Source organism: Escherichia sp. WS3063 (assembly GCF_046486595.1).
Lineage (GTDB): Bacteria > Pseudomonadota > Gammaproteobacteria > Enterobacterales > Enterobacteriaceae > Escherichia > Escherichia coli.
Genome location: NZ_JBJQKY010000007.1, coordinates 27,815 through 48,639 on the forward strand (window position 1 = coordinate 27,815; position 20,825 = coordinate 48,639).

24 protein-coding genes are annotated in these 20,825 nt (G+C 55.1%); 3 read left to right on the forward strand and 21 right to left on the reverse strand.

Annotation, left to right across the window (positions count from 1 at the left end; all coding sequences use genetic code 11):
- The first annotated feature begins 4 nt into the window (after positions 1–4).
- Complete coding sequence (gene pbp4b, locus ACJHYW_RS09065; protein ID WP_061092810.1) at positions 5–1,306, forward strand: penicillin binding protein PBP4B; 1,302 nt, start codon at positions 5–7, stop codon at positions 1,304–1,306.
- 57 nt (positions 1,307–1,363) lie between these two features.
- Here the strand turns inward: pbp4b and yfeX are convergent, their stop codons facing one another.
- The 4 genes from yfeX to ACJHYW_RS09085 all read right to left on the reverse strand — a co-directional run bounded on the left by yfeX (position 1,364) and on the right by ACJHYW_RS09085 (position 3,856).
- A complete protein-coding gene (yfeX, locus tag ACJHYW_RS09070) occupies positions 1,364–2,263 on the reverse strand; it encodes a porphyrinogen peroxidase (protein ID WP_000084590.1) in 900 nt (299 codons plus the stop codon).
- A gap of 95 nt (positions 2,264–2,358) precedes the next feature.
- On the reverse strand, positions 2,359–2,934 hold the full coding sequence (locus ACJHYW_RS09075; RefSeq protein ID WP_000838948.1) for an RpoE-regulated lipoprotein: 576 nt from the start codon (positions 2,932–2,934) through the stop codon (positions 2,359–2,361).
- A gap of 60 nt (positions 2,935–2,994) precedes the next feature.
- Positions 2,995–3,444, reverse strand: a complete 450-nt coding sequence (locus tag ACJHYW_RS09080) for a DUF2919 domain-containing protein (protein ID WP_001361766.1) — start codon at positions 3,442–3,444, stop codon at positions 2,995–2,997.
- Entirely contained in the window at positions 3,431–3,856 is a 426-nt protein-coding gene (locus ACJHYW_RS09085) for a GNAT family acetyltransferase (protein WP_000406000.1), read from the reverse strand. Before ACJHYW_RS09085 ends, ACJHYW_RS09080 begins: the two co-directional genes overlap by 14 nt.
- Positions 3,857–4,069: 213 nt before the next feature.
- Between ACJHYW_RS09085 and amiA the strand changes: the two genes are divergently transcribed.
- Positions 4,070–4,939 carry an N-acetylmuramoyl-L-alanine amidase AmiA gene (gene amiA, locus ACJHYW_RS09090; protein WP_000102892.1) on the forward strand — a complete coding sequence of 290 codons (870 nt, stop codon included), beginning with the start codon at positions 4,070–4,072 and terminating at the stop codon, positions 4,937–4,939.
- A 3-nt stretch (positions 4,940–4,942) separates the two neighbouring features.
- On the forward strand, positions 4,943–5,842 hold the full coding sequence (gene hemF / locus ACJHYW_RS09095) for an oxygen-dependent coproporphyrinogen oxidase (RefSeq protein ID WP_024179507.1): 900 nt from the start codon (positions 4,943–4,945) through the stop codon (positions 5,840–5,842).
- A gap of 5 nt (positions 5,843–5,847) precedes the next feature.
- Here the strand turns inward: hemF and eutR are convergent, their stop codons facing one another.
- The 17 genes from eutR to eutS form a co-directional block, all read right to left on the reverse strand.
- Positions 5,848–6,900 carry an HTH-type transcriptional regulator EutR gene (eutR, locus tag ACJHYW_RS09100; RefSeq protein WP_000753708.1) on the reverse strand — a complete coding sequence of 351 codons (1,053 nt, stop codon included), beginning with the start codon at positions 6,898–6,900 and terminating at the stop codon, positions 5,848–5,850.
- A gap of 45 nt (positions 6,901–6,945) precedes the next feature.
- Complete coding sequence (gene eutK, locus ACJHYW_RS09105; protein ID WP_001314924.1) at positions 6,946–7,446, reverse strand: ethanolamine utilization microcompartment protein EutK; 501 nt, start codon at positions 7,444–7,446, stop codon at positions 6,946–6,948.
- Positions 7,447–7,458: 12 nt separating this feature from the next.
- Complete coding sequence (gene eutL, locus ACJHYW_RS09110; RefSeq protein ID WP_001111038.1) at positions 7,459–8,118, reverse strand: ethanolamine utilization microcompartment protein EutL; 660 nt, start codon at positions 8,116–8,118, stop codon at positions 7,459–7,461.
- Positions 8,119–8,127: 9 nt separating this feature from the next.
- Positions 8,128–9,015 carry an ethanolamine ammonia-lyase subunit beta gene (gene eutC / locus ACJHYW_RS09115; protein WP_000372321.1) on the reverse strand — a complete coding sequence of 296 codons (888 nt, stop codon included), beginning with the start codon at positions 9,013–9,015 and terminating at the stop codon, positions 8,128–8,130.
- A gap of 20 nt (positions 9,016–9,035) precedes the next feature.
- Positions 9,036–10,397, reverse strand: a complete 1,362-nt coding sequence (eutB, locus tag ACJHYW_RS09120) for an ethanolamine ammonia-lyase subunit alpha (protein WP_000769961.1) — start codon at positions 10,395–10,397, stop codon at positions 9,036–9,038.
- 11 nt (positions 10,398–10,408) lie between these two features.
- Entirely contained in the window at positions 10,409–11,812 is a 1,404-nt protein-coding gene (gene eutA / locus ACJHYW_RS09125) for an ethanolamine ammonia-lyase reactivating factor EutA (protein ID WP_001097495.1), read from the reverse strand.
- Complete coding sequence (gene eutH, locus ACJHYW_RS09130; RefSeq protein WP_000512389.1) at positions 11,809–13,035, reverse strand: ethanolamine utilization protein EutH; 1,227 nt, start codon at positions 13,033–13,035, stop codon at positions 11,809–11,811. The genes eutA and eutH overlap by 4 nt, the downstream gene beginning before the upstream one ends.
- Before the next feature lie 116 nt (positions 13,036–13,151).
- Entirely contained in the window at positions 13,152–14,339 is a 1,188-nt protein-coding gene (eutG, locus tag ACJHYW_RS09135) for an ethanolamine utilization ethanol dehydrogenase EutG (protein ID WP_001178774.1), read from the reverse strand.
- Complete coding sequence (gene eutJ / locus ACJHYW_RS09140; protein WP_000929728.1) at positions 14,329–15,165, reverse strand: ethanolamine utilization protein EutJ; 837 nt, start codon at positions 15,163–15,165, stop codon at positions 14,329–14,331. Before eutJ ends, eutG begins: the two co-directional genes overlap by 11 nt.
- Positions 15,166–15,175: 10 nt before the next feature.
- Entirely contained in the window at positions 15,176–16,579 is a 1,404-nt protein-coding gene (locus ACJHYW_RS09145) for an aldehyde dehydrogenase family protein (RefSeq protein ID WP_001075681.1), read from the reverse strand.
- An 11-nt stretch (positions 16,580–16,590) separates the two neighbouring features.
- Complete coding sequence (gene eutN / locus ACJHYW_RS09150) at positions 16,591–16,878, reverse strand: ethanolamine utilization microcompartment protein EutN (protein WP_000762196.1); 288 nt, start codon at positions 16,876–16,878, stop codon at positions 16,591–16,593.
- A gap of 106 nt (positions 16,879–16,984) precedes the next feature.
- Positions 16,985–17,278 (reverse strand): ethanolamine utilization microcompartment protein EutM, encoded by a 294-nt coding sequence (gene eutM / locus ACJHYW_RS09155; protein ID WP_000387713.1) that lies wholly within the window; start codon positions 17,276–17,278, stop codon positions 16,985–16,987.
- A gap of 38 nt (positions 17,279–17,316) precedes the next feature.
- Entirely contained in the window at positions 17,317–18,333 is a 1,017-nt protein-coding gene (gene pta / locus ACJHYW_RS09160) for a phosphate acetyltransferase (RefSeq protein WP_000583006.1), read from the reverse strand.
- On the reverse strand, positions 18,330–19,133 hold the full coding sequence (gene eutT, locus ACJHYW_RS09165; RefSeq protein WP_000651281.1) for an ethanolamine utilization cob(I)yrinic acid a,c-diamide adenosyltransferase EutT: 804 nt from the start codon (positions 19,131–19,133) through the stop codon (positions 18,330–18,332). The genes pta and eutT overlap by 4 nt, the downstream gene beginning before the upstream one ends.
- Positions 19,130–19,831 (reverse strand): ethanolamine utilization acetate kinase EutQ, encoded by a 702-nt coding sequence (eutQ, locus tag ACJHYW_RS09170; protein WP_000733921.1) that lies wholly within the window; start codon positions 19,829–19,831, stop codon positions 19,130–19,132. The genes eutT and eutQ overlap by 4 nt, the downstream gene beginning before the upstream one ends.
- On the reverse strand, positions 19,806–20,285 hold the full coding sequence (eutP, locus tag ACJHYW_RS09175; RefSeq protein WP_000820782.1) for an ethanolamine utilization acetate kinase EutP: 480 nt from the start codon (positions 20,283–20,285) through the stop codon (positions 19,806–19,808). The genes eutQ and eutP overlap by 26 nt, the downstream gene beginning before the upstream one ends.
- Positions 20,286–20,297: 12 nt before the next feature.
- The gene (eutS, locus tag ACJHYW_RS09180) at positions 20,298–20,633 is read right to left on the reverse strand and encodes an ethanolamine utilization microcompartment protein EutS (RefSeq protein ID WP_000356956.1); all 336 of its coding nucleotides are present in this window, start codon (positions 20,631–20,633) and stop codon (positions 20,298–20,300) included.
- Positions 20,634–20,825: the final 192 nt, after the last annotated feature.

Below are 20,825 nucleotides of genomic sequence, written 5' to 3' on the forward strand. Positions count from 1 at the left end.
TAATATGAAACGGACAATGCTCTATCTTTCTCTGCTGGCTGTCAGCTGTAGCGTCAGCGCCGCAAAATACCCTGTTCTGACAGAAAGTTCGCCAGAGAAAGCAGGGTTTAACGTCGAACGGCTTAATCAGATGGATCGCTGGATAAGCCAGCAAGTTGATGCCGGTTATCCCGGCGTAAACCTGCTGATTATAAAAGATAATCAGATTGTTTATCGCAAAGCCTGGGGCGCGGCGAAAAAGTACGATGGCAGCGCGTTAATGGCGCAGCCTGTAAAAGCCACCACCGGGACGCTGTATGATCTGGCCTCAAACACCAAGATGTACGCCACTAACTTCGCGCTGCAAAAGCTGATGAGCGAAGGCAAACTGCATCCTGACGATCGGATTGCGAAATATATTCCAGGGTTTGCCGATAACCCAAATGACACCATTAAAGGCAAAAACACGTTGCGGATTTCTGATCTGCTGCATCACAGCGGCGGTTTCCCGGCAGATCCGCAATACCCGAATAAAGCGGTCGCGGGCGCGTTATATTCCCAGGATAAAGACCAGACGCTGGAGATGATCAAGCGCACGCCGCTGGAGTATCAGCCCGGCAGCAAGCATATCTACAGCGATGTCGATTATATGCTGCTTGGATTTATCGTCGAGTCGGTTACCGGTCAGCCACTTGACCGCTATGTTGAAGAGTCGATTTATCGCCCGCTCGGCCTGACGCATACGGTGTTTAATCCGCTACTGAAAGGCTTTAAACCGCAACAAATTGCCGCCACGGAACTCAACGGCAATACCCGCGATGGCGTGATTCACTTCCCGAATATCCGCACCTCCACTCTCTGGGGTCAGGTGCACGATGAAAAAGCCTTTTATTCGATGGGCGGTGTTTCCGGGCACGCAGGTTTGTTTTCCAATACCGGCGATATTGCGGTGTTAATGCAAACGATGCTGAACGGCGGTGGCTATGGTGATGTGCAGCTGTTCAATGCAGAAACGGTGAAGATGTTCACCACCAGCTCTAAGGAAGATGCCACTTTTGGCCTTGGCTGGCGCGTGAATGGTAATGCCACCATGACGCCGACGTTTGGCACGCTGGCAAGCCCGCAAACCTACGGTCACACAGGTTGGACCGGGACGGTGACCGTTATCGATCCGGTGAATCATATGGCGATTGTGATGTTAAGCAACAAGCCACATTCGCCAGTTGCCGATCCACAAAAAAATCCCAATATGTTCGAAAGCGGTCAGCTACCGATTGCAACTTATGGTTGGGTAGTTGATCAGGTGTATGCGGCGTTAAAGCAGTAATAAAAAGGCCAGTCAGTTGTGTTACTGGCTGGCCTTTAATCAATGAATCAGAAACGCTTACAACGCCATCAACTTGTCCAGCGACGGCGCAAAGTAATAGCCGCCGGTTACCGGTTTGGTGAAACGCAACATCGCATCACGCTTACCATCGGTATCGCCAAACATGCTCAGCAGTTGCTGCTCAATGTTATGCAGACGCGCGCAGTAGGCGCAGAAGTACAGACCGTGAGTGCCACTGGCGGTGCCGTACGGCAGGCTCTGACGAACAATCTTCAGCCCTTTGCCATCTTCTTTCAGATCAACGCGGGTCAGGTGAGAGGTTTCCGGACGTTCGTCGCCGTCAATCTCTTCGTTGGCCTCTTTGGTGCGCCCGATCATCATCTCTTGATCGTGAACGCTCATCCGATTGAGCTGTTTCAGGTTGTGCTCCCAACGCTGCACAAACACATAGCTGCCGCCCGCATCCACGCCGTCTTTGATAACAGCCACTTCGCGGCGCGTCTCTTCACCCGCCGGGTTTTCTGTACCGTCAACAAAGCCGCTCAGGTCACGCTCTTCAACCCAACGGAAGCCGTGGATCTCTTCTTTCACTTCAATGCAGTCACCAAAGGCTTCCATCGCCGCCTGAGCGACAGAGAAGTTCACGTCGTGACGCAGAGAAAGAATGTGGATCAACACATCGAACTGGGTCGTCGGCGCAAGGCCTTTACCGTAGCCCGGAAAATCTTTCAGCTCTTCGGCCCCAACGCCGCCGCTCAGAGCGCGCCAGGTATTGTTACCAAAGGCAACCACCGCACCAAGATGCGCGTCCGGGAATTTCGCTTCAAAAGTTGCCAGTTTGTCGGCAAATGTTTTACTGGCCGCACGCAGGGCGTCAACTTCCCCTTTCACGTTGGCTTCGATCCAAATCGCCGCGCGGCAATGTTCTGGCAAAATGCCACTCTGAACCTGAGACATTGTTCCTCCTGAAAATAATAATGCCACGCAATCCGTGGCATTGTTGGGCGCTATTTTACGTGTTTTTTCGCGGCGGCGGTTTGTTCAGACGCAAATTAACGCCGCCAGATAATTTTACTGACTTTCCAGTTTTTCAGGGTATCGTCCGAAGGCATTAACCCTTCAGGGCCACTCCATTCCCCGCTGAACTGGTAGCTAATATGTTGACTGCCTTCGGCTTTACATTCGACGGCACGATTATCATCACTGTCGGCCTTTTGGCAATTGCCAAATGCTTTGCTGTAAAGGTCACTAAACGGTGTACCGATTTTAACACCGGTGTCAGCAGGAATATCGCTATCCAGCACATCAATGCGGCTGATCGTGCCTTGATCACCGTTAATCACCATCGCCACGTTGTCGCCTTTCATCACTTCAAAAAAGCGCACCACGTTGCCGTTCGCGGTTTTCATTCCGCTGCGCAGGCGATAATCGCCATCAAGCGCATCAGCAATGGCTTGTTCTTGCAGTGGTGTGGACGCCGTTAATTCACCCACGCCCTGCTCGCTCACTTTGGTGGATGATCCAAACCAGTTCCACGGGTTAGCGGCCGACCAGTTAACTGACGACATCGTGGAACAGCCGGTCAGCATCAACGGCATAGCGCATAACATTAAACGCAGCGATTTCATGTCACTTCCTTTGGTTATTCAATAACGTTGCTTGGAGTGCAAATTCACCAAAAAGTGCCGTTATTCTTTTTCTTCATTAAAACAAGCGCGTAAACGTCGATTGGTCAGCAGCCAGATTAACGCCACGATATCCGCCACTACCAGCGCCAGACCGATACCGCTAACGGATTCACCGTTCAGCCACAGCCACGGTTGCCAACAAAGTAAAACCACTTGCGCCAACAGCAACAGAAAATAGAGTACATGCCAGATACGGGGAAATGAAGCCCGCCGACCACTCAGCAAAAATGCCAGCACCGCCGGAATACCGGGAATCAACCCCAGCCAGAAATTATCGTGATCGGGATAAAAGAGATTTAGCAGCGCAGTACCCTGCTCGCGCGACGCTCCGGCAATGACAAACAGCACCCAGGTTCGCGCCTGAAGCAATAGCACAAGCCAGTAGAGCAAGGGTAAACGCAGGCGACCGTGCGCATCATAATGGACAGGATGAAACTCAGTACTCTTCATCTTCAATCAAACGCTTACCCAGACTCAGCACGTCGGCGTGTTCATATCCCAGGCGTTCATACATTCCGAGCACCATGTCGTTATCTTCCGGCACGTTGATCTGAATTTTCGGACAGCCGCGAGCAATCAGCTTTTTCTCCAACCGATTAAGCAACGCATTAGCAATCCCACGCCCACGAAACTCTGGATGCACGCCAAGATAATAAGCAGACCCGCGATGCCCGTCATAACCGCCCATCACCGTTCCGACCACTTCACCGTTTACCTCAGCGACCAGAAACAAACTGACGTCATGGTTCATCTTACGCTCGATGTCCATTTCCGGATCGTTCCACGGACGCAGCAAGTCGCAACGCTCCCAAAGGGTGATGACCTCTTCGAAATCTTCCTGGCGAAATACGCGTATCTCCATGGTATTCGTTACCTTTTTGCGGGTTAAAAGTCTGATTATGGCGTGAACGGTCGAATTAGCCAATATCTGACGAAAATCGGTTGAAAAAGTAGCATAATGGGGAGTTGTCAACTATTGAAATGAAAAGTAAAACAATTCTCAACAGCAAACGGTCGTAACGGATTACGCGATACGATATAACATCTGGAACTTTATTATTACAACTCAGGCCGTATGAGCACTTTTAAACCACTAAAAACACTCACTTCGCGCCGCCAGGTGCTGAAAGCCGGTTTGGCTGCCCTGACGTTGTCAGGAATGTCGCAAGCCATCGCCAAAGACGAACCTTTAAAAACCAGCAACGGACACAGCAAGCCGAAAGCCAAAAAATCTGGCGGCAAACGTGTCGTTGTTCTCGATCCAGGCCACGGCGGGATTGATACCGGAGCGATCGGACGCAACGGTTCGAAAGAAAAACATGTGGTGCTGGCGATTGCTAAAAACGTCCGTTCCATTTTGCGTAATCATGGCATTGATGCGCGTTTAACGCGTTCTGGCGATACGTTTATCCCACTATACGATCGCGTTGAAATCGCCCATAAACATGGCGCAGATCTGTTTATGTCAATTCATGCCGATGGCTTTACCAACCCGAAAGCTGCCGGTGCTTCGGTATTTGCCCTCTCTAACCGCGGTGCTAGTAGCGCAATGGCGAAATACCTGTCTGAACGCGAAAACCGTGCTGATGAAGTTGCCGGTAAAAAGGCGACTGACAAGGATCACCTATTGCAGCAAGTGCTGTTTGATCTGGTGCAAACCGATACTATTAAAAACAGCCTGACGCTCGGCTCGCATATTCTGAAAAAGATTAAGCCGGTGCATAAACTGCACAGCCGCAACACCGAACAAGCCGCGTTTGTGGTGTTGAAATCGCCGTCGGTTCCGTCGGTGCTGGTGGAAACCTCGTTTATCACCAACCCGGAAGAAGAGCGGCTGTTAGGCACGGCGGCGTTTCGCCAGAAAATCGCCACAGCGATTGCCGAAGGCGTGATCAGTTATTTCCACTGGTTTGACAACCAGAAAGCACACTCGAGAAAGCGGTAAGTGATGAAACCCGACGCACACCTGGTTAAACAGTTCCTGCTCAACCTTCAGGATACAATTTGTCAACAACTGACCGCCGTCGATGGCGCAGAGTTTGTCGAAGATAGCTGGCAACGTGAAGCTGGCGGCGGTGGGCGTAGTCGGGTGTTGCGTAATGGTGGTGTTTTCGAACAAGCGGGCGTTAACTTTTCTCACGTTCACGGCGACGCCATGCCCGCTTCCGCCACCGCTCATCGCCCGGAACTTGCCGGACGCAGTTTCGAGGCGATGGGCGTTTCACTGGTAGTGCATCCGCATAATCCGTATGTTCCCACCAGCCACGCGAATGTGCGCTTTTTTATTGCCGAAAAACCGGGTGCCGAACCCGTCTGGTGGTTTGGTGGCGGCTTCGATTTAACCCCTTTCTATGGTTTTGAAGAAGACGCCATTCACTGGCACCGCACCGCCCGTGACCTGTGCCTGCCATTTGGCGAAGACGTTTATCCGCGTTACAAAAAGTGGTGCGACGAATACTTCTACCTCAAACATCGTAACGAACAACGCGGCATTGGCGGCCTGTTCTTTGATGACCTGAACACGCCAGACTTTGACCACTGTTTTGCCTTTATGCAGGCGGTAGGCAAAGGCTACACCAACGCTTATTTACCAATTGTAGAGCGACGTAAAACGATGGCCTACGGCGAGCGCGAGCGCAATTTCCAGTTATATCGTCGCGGTCGTTATGTCGAGTTCAATCTGGTCTGGGATCGTGGCACACTGTTTGGCCTGCAAACCGGCGGGCGCACCGAGTCTATCCTGATGTCAATGCCGCCGCTGGTACGCTGGGAGTATGATTATCAGCCAGAAGCAGGCAGCCCGGAAGCGGCGTTAAGTGGGTTTATTAAGGTCAGGGATTGGGTGTAACTCCCTCACCCCCATTCCCGCATCCGCTGATGCAGCGTCAGTGACGGCTTCTCGGCAAACAGTTGCTGATAATCCGTGGCGAATTGCCCCAGATGCCAGAATCCCCACTGCATGGCGGCGTCTTTTACGGTCATACTTTGCGACCACGGACTTATCAGTTCGCGGCGCACGGCGTTCAGGCGAATGCGTTTCAGCCACGCGTTTGGGCCAATGCCTAAAATAGCGTGAAAAGCGTTTTGTAGCGTGCGGCGGCTGACATGCAGTTGATTACACAAGTCCAGCACCGTCACTGGTTCGGACATGTTTTCCAGCACATATTCACGGGCGCGGGAAAGCAATCGACGGTAACTCTGATGACTGATGCTTTCCGCCGTCACCATTGGCTGCGCTTCTTCCAGCATCGCCCCCATCGCCATGAGCAAATTATCCCCCAGCACTTTACGCACAGCAGGCTGATGAAGATTTTCCGGGTTCTCGCAAAATGTCGCCAGCGCCTGTTGGACAAAGCCCCACAGAGCGGCTTTATGCTGCTCTTTCACTTCCAGCGCCGACTGGCTACGCAGCATATGTAATACCCGATCCGGATTATGCAAAAAGTTAGCCTGACGAGTGATGACATCTTCAGAAAGCACTACGCCCAGGATCGTGTAATCGTCCGGCGTACTTAATTCAAACTCGGTTCCACCCGGGCGCGTCGCAATTTCTGCGCTTCCCAGACATTGCGAACCGATAAATCCCTGCTCACCGCGCGTCGCCGGAATGCCAAACCAGAACGAGTTCGGCCAGACCAGGCACGACTGACGCAGCGCCAGACCGGTGTATTCACGAAAAACCTGAATATCATCGAGTAGAATTTCCGTAAATTCACCATGAAACTTGCCCGGATGCAGCTGATCGTAAATCTGCTGCCAGGCGGTAATTGTCAAAGCATGTTCATAGACATCCGTTGTCTGTCGTTGATGAACATTATCCACTTCGACCTTCGGCGTGAGCTTCAGGTTTTCGGGTAAGGGTTCATGATAAAGATGGTGCAAATTGGCTGTACGGGTCTTTTTCATGATGTTAATGCCGGGTGTTGTAGGACACCCGGCACCTCCGACAGGTTAATGGGGCTTGAGACGGTAACGACTACTGCGTTTACGTAACGTCCCGGCAGAAAAGAGCTGTTCGAGCGCATTTCTGGCTTTTTCCAGCGGCCAGCCAAAGTGGGCAGCCACTTCTCCTGCCGTCATTCCCTGACGTACTGATGTTAACAGCGCCAACAACTCGTCAGCAGATTCCACGACGATAACTGGCGCGTCGGGTTCCTTTACGGGTTGCTTCGGCTGGCGGTTAAAGCCAGTAACCAGCCACTGGGTGTCATCGTCTGGCCGACCGATCTCCTTACGGCTGATGACACGCCCGGTACGCATCGCGGCAGCACAACCTGCGTCCAGCGCCGCACGACACGCCGCCAGATCGCCTTCCACCACCAGCGTTAGGCGACCAGGGTCAAGCACTTCGTGACTGAGCAGACGAACGTTAGCTGCTTTGAGCATGGCATCAGCTGCATCTATCGCGGCGACCATGCCGTCCACTTCCAGCAATCCCAGTGCATTGATCATCGGCAACCTCCGTTACGCACGCTGGATTGGATTACGCGCGATTTCCAGCACTGCATCGGTAAAGGCGTTACAGGCTGCTTTACACGCGGCCTGGCTACCGGTTAAAAATGCTGCCGAGTAGTTGGTTTCAGACGGTGGCGGGACATAGGTCACCAGCTGCACGTCGGCAGATTTCAACGCTGCATCAATGCCGTAGGTCGCTTCCAGCGGCGGTGCCACCAGATACGCCATCGGATCGCCAAGCGTGATCCCGGCGGTTGATGAGAGATAAGAACCGGTACGCGAAACGACATGTGCCAGGAAGGCTGTATTTTCTGCGTCATTAGCCCACTGGAAAGCAGCGCCATTTTCAATATGCGCAACCATCGCATCCAGACCAGCACGCACTTCCGCCGGGTTTGGCCCACCCAGCATAATCAGCACTTCACCGGCAGTCGGTGACGGGCCGTGTGCGGCTCCCGCATACAGCGAGCGGCCATACACCACTTCCACCATCGCCTGCTTGGTCGCTTCGTCAGCCGCAATGTAGGTGACGTCATCTGAATCAGCAGAAATCAGCCCGAGGCTACGAATATGCGGCGGCAATTTCAGTTCACGTGCAAATTCGGCGTTAACGGAGGCAATCACCCGCATGGCGGTTACCGACGGTCGAATCAAATCTAAAGCTGGCATGATGCCTCCTTATCGGGTCATGTTGATGCCGGATGCTTTCTGCTCCAGCATACGTTTCGCCAAATCCACAATGACGGCTGCGGCTTCAACCGGCGGCGTGCCGCCCTGGTGAATGTTAGAGATACAGGTGCGATCGGCCTCAACGGTGGTCGCCATACGCGGCGAGTAAACGGCGTAGCAGGAGAGGCTTTCTGACTGCCCCAACCCCGGACGTTCGCCCACCAGCAGGATCACCACTTTCGCGCCGAGGATCTCACCGATCTGATCTTCAATCTTCACGCGACCATAACGAACAAAGAATGGCGTGCCGACTTTCAGCCCGGCCTGTTTCAGGCCCGCCATCAGCGGCGGCAGGATCTCTTCGTAGTTCACGGTGATCGCATCAGTTGACAGGCCATCAGAAATAACGACCTGCACGTCCGGATTAGCAACACACTGTGCTTTCAGCGCTTCAACAGCTTCAGCACACAGGCGGCGGCCCATATCCGGACGAGTCAGGTAGAGATTTTTGTCGCTGATTTCGGAGCGGACTTCCAGCAAGCCCTGCGCTTTCACCCACTCTTCCGGTACTTCTTTCAGAACGGTATCTTTCGAACGAGAGTGATCGGCCAGGAAACGCAGCAACGCCTGGGTGCGCGGACGCGGACCGGCACGACCGGTACAAACGCGGGCCACGGTGCTGCGACGCAGTTCTGTTAACACATCCGCACGATGTGGGTTTTCAACACCAATCCACGCTTTTGCTTCCGCAGAGCCTAAATCCAGCGCGCAGCTTTCCGAGGTCACCGGTGCCGCACAGGTGGTGGTGGCGCACTTTGCTTCTGACGGCGCGGGGGCCGCTTGTCCCATTGACGCCATCACGCTGCGTACAATTTCTTCAATCTGTTTTTGATCCATGATGTGTTATCTCCGCGTCATCAGAAGAACAGTGACGGATCGCCCGCCCGTTTGGTCAGGCGACCGTTTGCCATAATGCCCATGCTTTCCAGCCAGCGTTCAAACTCCGGTGACGGGCGCAGATTCAGTAACTGACGCACAGTGGCAGTGTCGTGGAATGCGGTGGTCTGATAGTTGAGCATGATGTCATCGCCCAGCGGCATCCCCATGATGTAGTTGCAGCCTGCGGTGGCGAGCAGGATCATCAGGTTTTCGTTGAGGTTCTGGTCAGCGTCAGCGTGGTTGGTGTAGCAGCAGTCACAGCCCATAGAGATGCCGCTCAGCTTACCCATAAAGTGATCTTCTAAGCCCGCGCGGATAATCTGGCGGTCGTTGTAGAGATACTCCGGCCCAATAAAACCGACCACGGTGTTGACGATAAACGGATCGTAATGACGCGCCAGCCCATAGTTACGCGCTTCCATCGTCACCTGGTCAGCGCCGAAGTTAGCGCCAGCGGACAGCGCCGAACCTTGTCCGGTTTCGAAGTAGAGGCAGTTTTCCCCGGCGATACGGTTAAACTCTGCACCCACTGCGCGCGCTTCGTCGAGCATCGCCAGCTCCACGCCAAACTCTTTCAGCCCTTTTTCGCTGCCGCAAATACTCTGGAAAATCAGCCCGCCCGGTGCGCCGCGACGAATCGCTTCGATCTGGGTGGTGACGTGCGCCAGTACGCAGCCCTGAGTTGGGATGTTGAATTTGTCGATCACGCCATAGATGGTATCCAACACGCGGCTTAAGTTTTCCACGTCGTCAGTCACCGGGTTAACGCCGATCACCGCATCGCCCACCCCGAAGGAAAGCCCTTCGTAGATTTGCGCGGCGATACTTTGCACATCGTCACGGGTATCGTTTGGCTGCAAGCGGGCGCTGAAGGTGCCCGGAATACCGATGGTGGTATTGGCCTTTTTGATCACCGGCATTTTCTTCGCGCCGTAGATCAGGTCCGCGTTGGAGCAAATCTTCGCTACCGCCGCTACCACTTCCGAGGTCAGCCCTTTGCGGGTAAAGGCAATGTCGTCCACGCTGGTTTCATCGCTCAGCACATACTCACGCAGTTCGCTGATGCTCCAGTTTTTAATCTGGTTGTAGGCCGTTTCGTTAACATCGTCCTGAATCAGCCGCGTCACGCAGTCATCTTCATAGGCAATCACCGGATTATTGCGGATGTCCGCTACGGTCATTTCCGACAACACCTGCTTTGCCGCCACGCGCTCCTGTGAGCTTGCCGCAGCAACGCCCGCCAGCACATCCCCCGAACGCAGTTCGTTGGCTTTAGCCAGCACCTCTTTTACATCCTTAAACTGATATACATTGCCGAACAATGTGGTCTTTAGTTTCATAAGTCGTTCCCTCAGGAAGGAAATGCGAGTGATTTCACCGTCACCGGCACAACCGATCCGCCAAAAAGAGGCGTACCAATGTCGATATAGTCCCCCGCGCGGACAATCACTTCGTCAATGACTGCCAACGGGAGTTGTTGTAGCTGTGGGCGCAACAACATGCCCAGAGCTTTACCAAAGTCCTGCCCGGCCACCACCAGCAGGGGATGCGGATTCGGAAAACGCGCGACGAAATCGACCAACGCGTTGATGACCGTCAGTACCGCGGCGTAACGCACAGGCAGCGAGGCGGGAAGCGCCAGCACGTACGCGTCAGTTTTAGGATCAAGATCCAGCTGAATCAGCGCCTGTTGCCAGGCACTCACCAGATCCTTTTCATCAATTGGGATCGCCACCGGCAAGTTGCGCAGCGGCAGTTGTACGCCCTCCAGCCAGATTGTGCTGCCAGAGAGCGAAAGGGTATGTGCACCCGCGCCAATCACCGTGGCGCGCACGGTTTGCGCCGGAAACTGCACGTTCATCTCACGCAGGCGCGGATGGTCATGCAGCGCCGTTGCCAGAAGCGGGCCAATATCGGCAAAACAGAACGGGTCGGCGGGCTGGTGGCGATAACATTCGCCCACGCCGCCAGAAAGCGTAATGATTTCGGGCGTAACACCTGCGGGCAGCAAACCGGTTTGCATTAATGCCTGCGCGAGCGGCGAAAGCGTTCCGTCAATCACTTCGACAATCAGCTCTGCCATCCGCCGGGTAACCTGCACCAGCTGCGCGCCGGTCAGCGAACGGGCGTCGGTGCCTGCGCCGAAGCACTCATCCACAATCATCTGCCCCGGTTTATGAGCGTAAACCACGCGCCCCTGGCTGTCGGTTTCCAGCAGGCGACCGCCGACATTGAGGCAGGCGGTGCCGCTGATTTTTCCGGCATCGAACAGGGCGTAGTTCGCAGTGCCACCGCCGATGTCGATATTCAGTACCCGACACAGCCGTTGTTCAGAAAGGGTTTGCGCCCCGGCACCGTGACCGGCGATCACGGATTCGAGATGCGGCCCGGCGCTGGCGACGACAAAATCGCCCAGCGACTGGGAGAGCGTCATCACCGCCGGGCGAGCGTTGCGGGTTTTCGCGCTTTCACCGGTGATGATGATGGCACCAGAATCAACGCTTTCCGGCGCAATGCCCGCAGCCTGATATTGCTCCAGGATTAAGGTTTTCAGTTCCGCTTCTTTTAAACCACCCTGTTTATCGACAGGGGTAAAGAACACCGGGCTTTGCCAGCTAATTTCGCGTTTGATGAATTCGTAGCGCGGCACCTGCGACACCGCCGCACGGTTAACCAGCTCCAGGTGGGAGAAGATCACCTGGGTGGTGGTGGTGCCGATATCGATACCGACGCTCAGTAGCTGGCGAGTGTTCACGATTGCGCCTCCGCTTCGGTTTTAGCCGTGGTCGCGTCTTCTTTTGGCACCAGCATCATCGCCACGCCAATCGCCGTTACGCCGCCGATCAACTTGCCGACAATCATCGGGAAGATCATGGCGTTCATGTTGGCAGCGGCGAAGCCTAAGTGGTCGCCCAGGGCGAAAGCAGCGGAAACGGCGAAGGCACAGTTGATGACTTTGCCGCGGGTATCCATCTGCTTCATCATGCCAAACATCGGGATGTTGTTGGCAAGGGTTGCGACCATGCCGGCTGCCGCTATGTTGTTCATATTCAGCACCTTACCGACGCTCATCAGCGGTTTTTCAAACCAGCGAGTCAGCAGCAGCACCATCGGGTACGCCCCTAACAGAACACAGGAGATAGAACCGATAACTTCAATGGCGCGCATCACTTCACCGGGTTTATCGCCAGGGGCCATAAAGATAGGATCCAGACCGGGGATCAGTTCCCAACCGAGCAGGAATTTCACTACCGCAGCGGCAAGACCGAGGGTGATCAATGCAACGAGGAATTTGGCGAAGATCTGGAAGCCGTTGATCATTTTTTCCGGGATGAATTTCAGCCCCAGCGCCACCAGCACCGCAACGATAAGTACCGGGATCATGTTCATCAGGATCAGCGCAAAGGTGAATTCCACTGGCTGACCGTTGATCTGCACACCGGAGTACATAGCCACCAGACCACCGGCAATACAGCCAATCGGAATGGTCACAATGCCCGCCAGCACGCCGAGCGCCAGATAACGACGGTCAGAAGGTTCGATAATGCCGAGCGCCACCGGAATGGAAAACACAATCGTTGGCCCCATCATCGACCCGAGAATTAATCCAGAGTATAGCCACGCTGCTACGTCGCCGCCCGCCAGCTCTTTGGCGAGGAAGAAGCCGCCCATATCGCACGCCAGCAGTGTTCCGGCGAACATTGACGGGTTTGCGCCGAGCATTTCGTAAACCGGGATAATCACCGGCCCGAGTACGTGGGCCAGTACCGGTGCCAGCGCGGTCATACCGACCATAGCCAGGCCCAGAGCGCCCATTGCCATAAAGCCTTCTTCGAACTGACCGCCGGATCCTTCGATACTTTTACCGAACTTACCGAGGAAACGAGCAGAACCGCCGAACTGCGACAGGATCCTGTCTACGGCAGCTATCAGCATAAAGAACATCATGATGTACATGATGATTTCGTTAATTCCCATCGCCTTTACTCCCTGTTAGTTGTTATTTATTGGCGGATGCGGCGTGAACGCCTTATCCGCCCTACATGTGCAATCCCGAAGGCCAGATAAGACGCGGCAAGCGTCGCATCCGGCATTTATTGCGCCGCTGCGTACAGGCCGACAATCTGCTCCAGGCTGGCGGTACGCGGGTTGCTGCGCAGACAAATATCTTCCAGCGCGGCCTGCGCCCATGCACCGTAATGCGCAGATGTTGCACCAACATCGCCCAGTCGTTTACCAATCCCGACTTCCGCAATCAGCTCACTTACCGCGTTAATAGCGTCACGATCGTCGGATTTTTTAGTTCTCAGCGCCCGGCCAATCTGACTAAACCGATCACGACAAACCATCCGGTTAAATTCCATCACCGTTGGCAGCAACATAGCGTTCGCCAGACCGTGCGGAATATGCAGCGCCGCCCCTGGCTGATGCGCCATCGCGTGGCACAACCCAAGCCCCGCACTGGAAAACGCCATTCCCGCCATACATGAAGCCAGCAACATGCTCTCGCGGGCGGCAAGGTCGTGACCGTAGCCCACCGCTTTCGGCAGCGATTTGCCAATCATCGCAATGGCACCAATCGCCAGACTGTCGGTAAACGGTGTGGCGTTCAGCGCGCTGTACGCTTCAATGGCATGGGTTAACGCATCAATGCCAGTCATCGCCGTGACATGCGACGGCACGCCTTCGGTCAACGCGGCGTCGAGAATCGCCACATCCGGCATCAGCGAGGCATGGGCTAACACCTGCTTGCGCCCGCTCACCGCGTCGATAATCACCGTTACGTTGGTGGTTTCAGAGCCGGTTCCGGCGGTCGTTGGAATGGCAATCAACGGCAGGCGCGGTTGCAGAACGCTGGTTTCTGACATCTCTGCCAGCGTGCTATCCGGGTTCGTCACCAGCAACGCCACGGCTTTTGCTGCATCCAGCACCGAGCCGCCGCCAAACGCAATCACCCCGTCACAGCCTGATTCACGCAACTGCGCCACGGCTGCACACACGTCGGTGATGCATGGTTCGCCCACCGGACATGGCCAGAGCGTCATGGCGATACCTTTAACGGCCAGGCTACGCGTCAGCCCGGCGGTCATCCCGGCCTGATGCAAAAAGCTGTCTGCCATCACGAACAGATGTTTCAGCCCACGCGTTTGCGCTTGCTGCCCACAACTGCTCACCGCGCCCGGACCGCAAAGCGTCACCGGTGGAACGCTAAATGTTTTTACCCGTTGCAGATTCAGGGTATCGAACGCCTGAAAGAGCGCGGTCTGCAATTCATTTTGCATATAGCCCCTCCGCTTTCTCTCGCCCGCTACTGGCGATCGCCAGCGGGGTCATAAACAAACTGTGCTGCGGTAAATGCACCTGTAACGCCGGAAATTGTTTGCGAAACAGTTCCGCCACGCCCGGTTGCATACAAGAGCCGCCCGCCAGCCATAAATCAGTAATGCCCTGCTCTTCAATATGCCGGGCGACAATGTCCGCCATTTTTTCGTACACCGGTTTCACCGCGGGCCAAATCTCTTCACCGTGACCGCGCTTGTACTGCTCTGCCTCTTCCAGCGAAATACGACGATTTCCGGCGAGAGTCAGAGAGATGTGATGTCCGCCGGTCGCTTCATCCGCCGAGTACGTCACCTTGCCCTTTTTCACGATGGCAATACCAGTAGTGCCACCGCCGATATCCACTACACCGGCGTTGTCCAGTTGCAGCAGATCCGCGACTGCGGTTGGCTCATCCAGTACATGGCTCACTTCCAGTCCGGCAGATTCCAGCACGTTGATGGAAATACGCGGGTCCGTACCTGGAGGAAAAGAGGTCGCCGCATGGCTAAAACGGCGACCGAATTGCTGCTCGAGGGTGTCGAGATGGCGACGAACAATGGTGACCGCACCGAAGAAATCCCAGACGATGCCGTCGCGGACCACATCGGCCCAGTCGAGGCATACCGCCACCGGCTGACCGTCGCGGTCAACAACCATCGACACCACATCGCAGGTGCCCAGATCCACCCCCAGCCACAGCGGAGATTCCGTCGCGGCAGGCGTCTGGTTACACAGCGTTGCCGCCGTTTGCAGACGTGGGGTGAGCCATTGTTCATCGTGCGCCATCGGTTACTCCTTAAACAATGCGAAACGCATCGACTAATACACAGCGACGCAGACGAACAAACGTCCGCGCGCTGGTTACCCCTTCACCGGTTGGCGTGGTGATGGTCATCGTGGTCCAGCCTTCCCCGCCCAGCCCCAGCCCGGCAATGCACGGTCCGTTCTTAACGAAAATGCTGGTATCAATGGCGTTCGCCATCTGGTTCATGTTTTCGATGTTGCGCGAGTGCATTGCCGCCGTGTGGTGGCAACCGCCTTCCAATTTCACCGCCAGCGCAATGGCATCCGCCACGTTGGCGACGCGCACGACGGGCAGCACCGGCATCATCAGTTCAGTCACAGCAAACGGATGTTCTGCGATGGTTTCTACAAACAGCAGTCGCGTTTGTTCCGGAACTTTAAGGCCGATTGCCGCCGCGATTTTCGCCGCATCGCGACCAACCCAGTCACGGCTGACGGTGCCTTTTCCGCGCTCGTCGATATTTTTCAGCAACACCGATTGCAGTTGCTGCGCCTGCTCTGCGTTCAGTTTCACCGCATGCTGGCCTTCCATCAGACGCATCAGTTCATCGGCTACGCTATCAACAACAATCAGTACCTTTTCGTCGGCACAAATGATGTTGTTATCGAAAGAAGCGCCTTTGACGATGGACTGAGCAGCACGGGCGAGGTCGGCGGTTTCATCCACCACTACCGGCGGGTTACCGGCACCTGCCGCAATCAGGCGTTTATTGGTGTGTTTGCGCGCCGCTTCCACTACCGCTTCGCCGCCGGTCACCACCAGCAGGCCGATACCCGGAAACTTGAACAAGCGTTGCGCGGTTTCGATATCCGGATTTGCTACGGTAACCAGTAAGTTTTCCGGCCCGCCTGCGGCAACAATCGCCTGGTTGAGCAGCGTAATCGCCCGCTGGGAGACTTTTTTCGCCGCCGGATGCGGGGCAAAAATGACGCTGTTGCCCGCGGCAATCAGGCTGATGGCGTTATTAATGACGGTTGCCGCCGGGTTAGTGGAAGGCGTCACCGAAGCCACCACGCCCCAGGGCGCGTTTTCAATTAAAGTCAGGCCGTTGTCACCGGTCAGCACCTGTGGTGAGAGGCACTCAACGCCTGGTGTGCCGCGCGCCTGAGCGACGTTTTTGGCAAATTTATCTTCAACGCGCCCCATGCCGGTTTCACTGACGGCAAGTTCCGCTAAATCTCTGGCGTGTTTTTCGCCTGCTTCACGAATGGCAGCAATGGCTAACTGGCGCATTGCCACGCTTTTTAACCCTTGCTGGGCGACTTTGGCTGCCGCAACGGCGTCATCCAGGGACGCGAAAACGCCCATCTCATGAACGGCGGCGGGCGGCGTGTCACTGCTTTGCATTTTCAGCAGTACCGCTTTCACCACCTGTTCAATATCCTGTTGATTCATGATGTTCTGCCTTATTTGTGGAAAATGACCTGACCGCCAGACACCACCTCATCGACAATGCCAATCACGCACAGATCGACCGGTGACGTTTCGCTTTTATGCGCCTGGCGGGCGGAACTGCCACTCACCAGTAACACCCACTCCCCGGTTCCCGCGCCAATATTGTCGATGGCGACGGCGCATTGCCCGTCAGGATTACCTTGTGGATCAATCATTTCCACCATCAGCAATTTGTCATGCGCCAGTCCGTGATGGCGTACGGTACAAACAATTTGTCCAGTGACGACTGCCAGTTTCATACCCGCCTCCGTGGCGTATTTCAGGTAAAAGCTCCCCCTACCCTCCGCAGAAGGTAAAATGAAAAAGGAGAGAGCGTGACGCCCGAATCGACGTCACACAGGGTGATTACAGGTTGCTGCTATCGCCTTTCAGGCCGATCGGGAACACTTCTTCCAGGTCGCCGTGCGGACGCGGGATAACGTGTACAGATACCAGCTCGCCGATACGCTGTGCCGCTGCGGCACCTGCATCGGTCGCGGCTTTACAGGCTGCAACATCACCACGAACCATGGCAGTACACAGGCCGCCGCCAATCTGCTTAACACCAACCAGCTTGACGCGCGCAGCTTTCACCATCGCGTCAGAAGCCTCAATCAGTGCAACCAGGCCCCGGGTTTCGATCATTCCTAATGCTTCCATTGTGCTTTCCTCTTTATCAGGGTCCAGAACGGGACCGTTCATTCAACCAGTGTTTGTAAACTGCTTTCGCGGTTCACTTCTGTCTGACGCGGCACAGCTGCCACCAGCGCCAGTTCGATAATTTCCTGCACGCTACAACCACGAGAGAGATCGTGCATCGGCGCGGCAAGCCCTTGTATCAATGGCCCGACGGCACGATATCCGCCGAGTCGTTGTGCGATTTTGTAGCCAATATTTCCGGCTTCCAGCGACGGAAAAACCATCACATTGGCCTTACCTTGTAGCGGGCTGGCAGGCGCTTTTTGCGCCGCCACTTCCGGCACGAAGGCGGCGTCAAACTGCAACTCGCCATCGACTACCAACTGCGGCGCGCGCTCACGGACGATTTCTGTCGCCTGCTGGACGTTGGCAACGCAGGGGTGACGGGCGCTGCCGTTACTGGAAAACGACAACATCGCCACGCGCGGCTCTTCTCCGGTGATGGCGCGCCAGGTTTCGGCGCTGGCAAGCGCGATATCCGCCAACTGCGCCGCCGTCGGCTGTGGCACCACGCTGCAATCGGCAAAACCCAACGCCGGACCGCTGTACTGTGGCAGCATCAGGAAAATGGATGAGAGCGTTTTACAGCCTGGCTGCAAGCCGATAATGCGTAATCCGGCACGCAGCACATTCGCCGTGGAAGAGAGGTTGCCCGCGATACAGACATCCGCTTTACCGGCGCTGACCATTGCTGCGGCGAACATCAGCGGGTCGGTAAGTTTTTCCAGCGCATCCGGCGGCGTTTTTTCGCCCGCGCGGGCCAGCCAGCGATGAGCGAATTCTTCCCGCATTGCGAGGTTGCCATGCGGATCAATCACCTGTAGCCCGTCCATCGCCACGCCATGACTGAGCGCAAACTGACGAAGTTCAAACGGATTGGCGACCAGAATGGACGTTGCCAGACCTTGTTGATGTAAATATTGCGCAGCTTTCAGCACACGTTGATCTAACGCATCCGGAAAAACCACTCTGGCGGGCGCTCGCAACGCCAGTTCACGACAACGTTCAATAATCATTGCGTTTCCCCCAGTCGTTGTTGGATCTGCTTCACCGTTAGCGGCTGCTTCGTTACGCTCAGGATCATCATCACGTAGACCGTGCTCGAAAGGCGGTTCAGCGCCTGCAAGATGTCCGGGCGTAATACTTCAAAGCTGCGGGTGATAAAGACCTGCGCCGCTACGGTTTCGGTTTCCCGCACTTTGGTGCGTAGCAGATTTAGCAACGCCGCATCGCGCCCGTGGCTGGCTTCCGGCACCAGATGATCGTGGTCGAGATAACGCAGCGGCTGGTGAGAAAGCCGATGCAGATCTTCGTCAGAAAGCCCGACAATCGCCTGGCAGGCCAGCGGTTCCCCCAGCGCATCGGCACGCATAATGTTGCCAAGACGCGAGCGGATGTCCGCCAGCCACGGCTGCCACGGTTCCGCCAGTTCAATTTGCAGCCACACTGCCAGCGCAATGGTGCTGTCGAGAACCGCGCGAAAAGCCAGGCGCGGATCGCTTTTGGCAACCATTTTTTCCGCCGACAGGTGAGTCAGCGTATCCGGCTTTTTTGCCACCGGCTGGCGGCACAGTTCGCAGCACGCCTGCGGATGTTCATCGCTACTGGTCAGCCCGTGAACGGGCTGCGGCTGCTGCTGTTCATCGTCAACAAACAGGCGGCCCTGCTCGTCAATAAACTTGATGCGCAGATGGCGGCTTTCCAGTAACTCCCGGGCAGAGGGCGTCAGGCGACTGTCCGCAGGGAGATGGATCTCTGCGCCTTCGCTGAGCGTATGGTTCGCTCTTAGCCATGCTTCGGTGATGAAATCTTTCATAGGGATTGCCAGTTAGCCGGCCAGGCGACATACAGGAATTTCACGCTGGATGTCGTACCAAATTCGATGCTGGAGCCTTTCGGGATAAACATCACATCGCCCGCTTTGGCGATCATGGTTTCGCCTTCGTGGCGAACGTGCAGCTCCCCTTCCAGCACCATGTCGATTTCGTCGTAGTTCAGGGTCCACGGAAAGAAGGCGTTCTCCCACTGCATGAAACCAGCGGCCATACTGCTGCCGTCGTCTCCGGTCACGAGATCAGTCAAGCCTACGCAGTGCGGTTCCGCGCCATCGAAACGACCAAACTTGACGCTGCTGCCATCAATCACTTTGATGCCGCCTTTGCCGGTCACCGATTTGAAGCTCGGCTGCATTGCACCCTGCTCCAGTGACTGTTTTTCCTTCATCACTTTTTCCATCAGCTGCGCGACCAGGCTTTCGGTAAACTGGCCTTCCGGTAGCTGGGCGATGATGGTTTCGCGGATGCGCTGGCTTTCGGTTTTATCGGCTGGCACGCTGGCGGGAACGGACGTCGTTACCGCAGTCGATTCATCACATTCGGTGATGGTAAAACCCAACAGATCCGCCACTTCACGGGCTTCCGGGGTAATAATGCTGGCGCGCAGAACCACGGACATTGCCTGTTCGCCGCGCGCGTGTGCTTCACGAATATCATTCGCTGTGATGAGTTTTTTCACCTGCTTCCTCCTGTTTGGTGAGAGATGCCAGATAATCCACCAGTTGCTGCACGCTTTGCGGGTCGTGGCTGTTTAGCTCGAAAATCGGCTCTTCGAAGCCCGTCTCAAGCAATAACTTTCGCGTTGCGGCGACGTCAGCATCCGGCATGTCCGTTTTACTGATGACGGCGATTTGCCGTTTGCTGACGCCAATATCCAGCAACCCGGCAGGCAACCGACTTTCCGGGTCATTCGCGCCGTGGACATAGATCAGCATGTCCACATCCTGTAGCGTGGTAATTAAGGCGTGATACCAGCGGGGATGGCTGAAATATTCACCCGGCGTATCAATATCGCCCTTATCATTAAATTCCACGGCCTGTGTTTTTCTGGCGAGGGTATAATTCCCCTGCAACGCATTAAATAACGTTGTTTTTCCTGCCCCGACGGTACCCACAAACGCAATTCGTTTCATGAATGCCTCGTATTAACTTTTGGTCATTTCACAAAGCGTATAATTTAATAAGCGTCCTAAACCACTGACGGTTTGTGATAACGCTTCTTCTACTGCGCCCACCGAGCCATAAATCACCAGCGCGCCGCTAAAACGGTCGAGAAAACCGATATGCACATCGGCGGCTTTCAACGCTAAATCACCGGCGATCATCGCCGTTTCTCCGGGAGTTAGCGTCATAATGCCGATTGCGCCCGCATCCGGAACGCCGATTTTCTTCGCCAGTTCCTCGCCGGGATGCGCGATGAGATGCGCCAGTGTGACCTGTTTACCGGGCACAAATTCCTGAATGATGCGTTCTTTATCCATGAGTCGCCGCCTGTGAAAAACTTTCGTGTATCGTGACAATTTTTCGTCAGAGTAAATAACAAAATTCGGCAAGCGCGTTTAAAAGGTGAGGTAGATCACTAAGAATGGAGAGATATTTGCTGTGGTGCATAAACTTTCATATGCAACGCATGAATATAAATAAAATAATATCGAGATATTTTATATACTGTT

Excerpts from the sequence above, each read along its gene's own strand:
- pbp4b (WP_061092810.1), top strand. The coding sequence starts at position 5 with ATGAAACGGACAATGCTCTATCTTTCTCTGCTGGCTGTCAGCTGTAGC.
- yfeX (WP_000084590.1), bottom strand. The coding sequence starts at position 2,263 with ATGTCTCAGGTTCAGAGTGGCATTTTGCCAGAACATTGCCGCGCGGCG.
- ACJHYW_RS09075 (WP_000838948.1), bottom strand. The coding sequence starts at position 2,934 with ATGAAATCGCTGCGTTTAATGTTATGCGCTATGCCGTTGATGCTGACC.
- ACJHYW_RS09080 (WP_001361766.1), bottom strand. The coding sequence starts at position 3,444 with ATGAAGAGTACTGAGTTTCATCCTGTCCATTATGATGCGCACGGTCGC.
- ACJHYW_RS09085 (WP_000406000.1), bottom strand. The coding sequence starts at position 3,856 with ATGGAGATACGCGTATTTCGCCAGGAAGATTTCGAAGAGGTCATCACC.
- amiA (WP_000102892.1), top strand. The coding sequence starts at position 4,070 with ATGAGCACTTTTAAACCACTAAAAACACTCACTTCGCGCCGCCAGGTG.
- hemF (WP_024179507.1), top strand. The coding sequence starts at position 4,943 with ATGAAACCCGACGCACACCTGGTTAAACAGTTCCTGCTCAACCTTCAG.
- eutR (WP_000753708.1), bottom strand. The coding sequence starts at position 6,900 with ATGAAAAAGACCCGTACAGCCAATTTGCACCATCTTTATCATGAACCC.
- eutK (WP_001314924.1), bottom strand. The coding sequence starts at position 7,446 with ATGATCAATGCACTGGGATTGCTGGAAGTGGACGGCATGGTCGCCGCG.
- eutL (WP_001111038.1), bottom strand. The coding sequence starts at position 8,118 with ATGCCAGCTTTAGATTTGATTCGACCGTCGGTAACCGCCATGCGGGTG.
- eutC (WP_000372321.1), bottom strand. The coding sequence starts at position 9,015 with ATGGATCAAAAACAGATTGAAGAAATTGTACGCAGCGTGATGGCGTCA.
- eutB (WP_000769961.1), bottom strand. The coding sequence starts at position 10,397 with ATGAAACTAAAGACCACATTGTTCGGCAATGTATATCAGTTTAAGGAT.
- eutH (WP_000512389.1), bottom strand. The coding sequence starts at position 13,035 with ATGGGAATTAACGAAATCATCATGTACATCATGATGTTCTTTATGCTG.
- eutG (WP_001178774.1), bottom strand. The coding sequence starts at position 14,339 with ATGCAAAATGAATTGCAGACCGCGCTCTTTCAGGCGTTCGATACCCTG.
- eutJ (WP_000929728.1), bottom strand. The coding sequence starts at position 15,165 with ATGGCGCACGATGAACAATGGCTCACCCCACGTCTGCAAACGGCGGCA.
- ACJHYW_RS09145 (WP_001075681.1), bottom strand. The coding sequence starts at position 16,579 with ATGAATCAACAGGATATTGAACAGGTGGTGAAAGCGGTACTGCTGAAA.
- eutN (WP_000762196.1), bottom strand. The coding sequence starts at position 16,878 with ATGAAACTGGCAGTCGTCACTGGACAAATTGTTTGTACCGTACGCCAT.
- eutM (WP_000387713.1), bottom strand. The coding sequence starts at position 17,278 with ATGGAAGCATTAGGAATGATCGAAACCCGGGGCCTGGTTGCACTGATT.
- pta (WP_000583006.1), bottom strand. The coding sequence starts at position 18,333 with ATGATTATTGAACGTTGTCGTGAACTGGCGTTGCGAGCGCCCGCCAGA.
- eutT (WP_000651281.1), bottom strand. The coding sequence starts at position 19,133 with ATGAAAGATTTCATCACCGAAGCATGGCTAAGAGCGAACCATACGCTC.
- eutP (WP_000820782.1), bottom strand. The coding sequence starts at position 20,285 with ATGAAACGAATTGCGTTTGTGGGTACCGTCGGGGCAGGAAAAACAACG.
- eutS (WP_000356956.1), bottom strand. The coding sequence starts at position 20,633 with ATGGATAAAGAACGCATCATTCAGGAATTTGTGCCCGGTAAACAGGTC.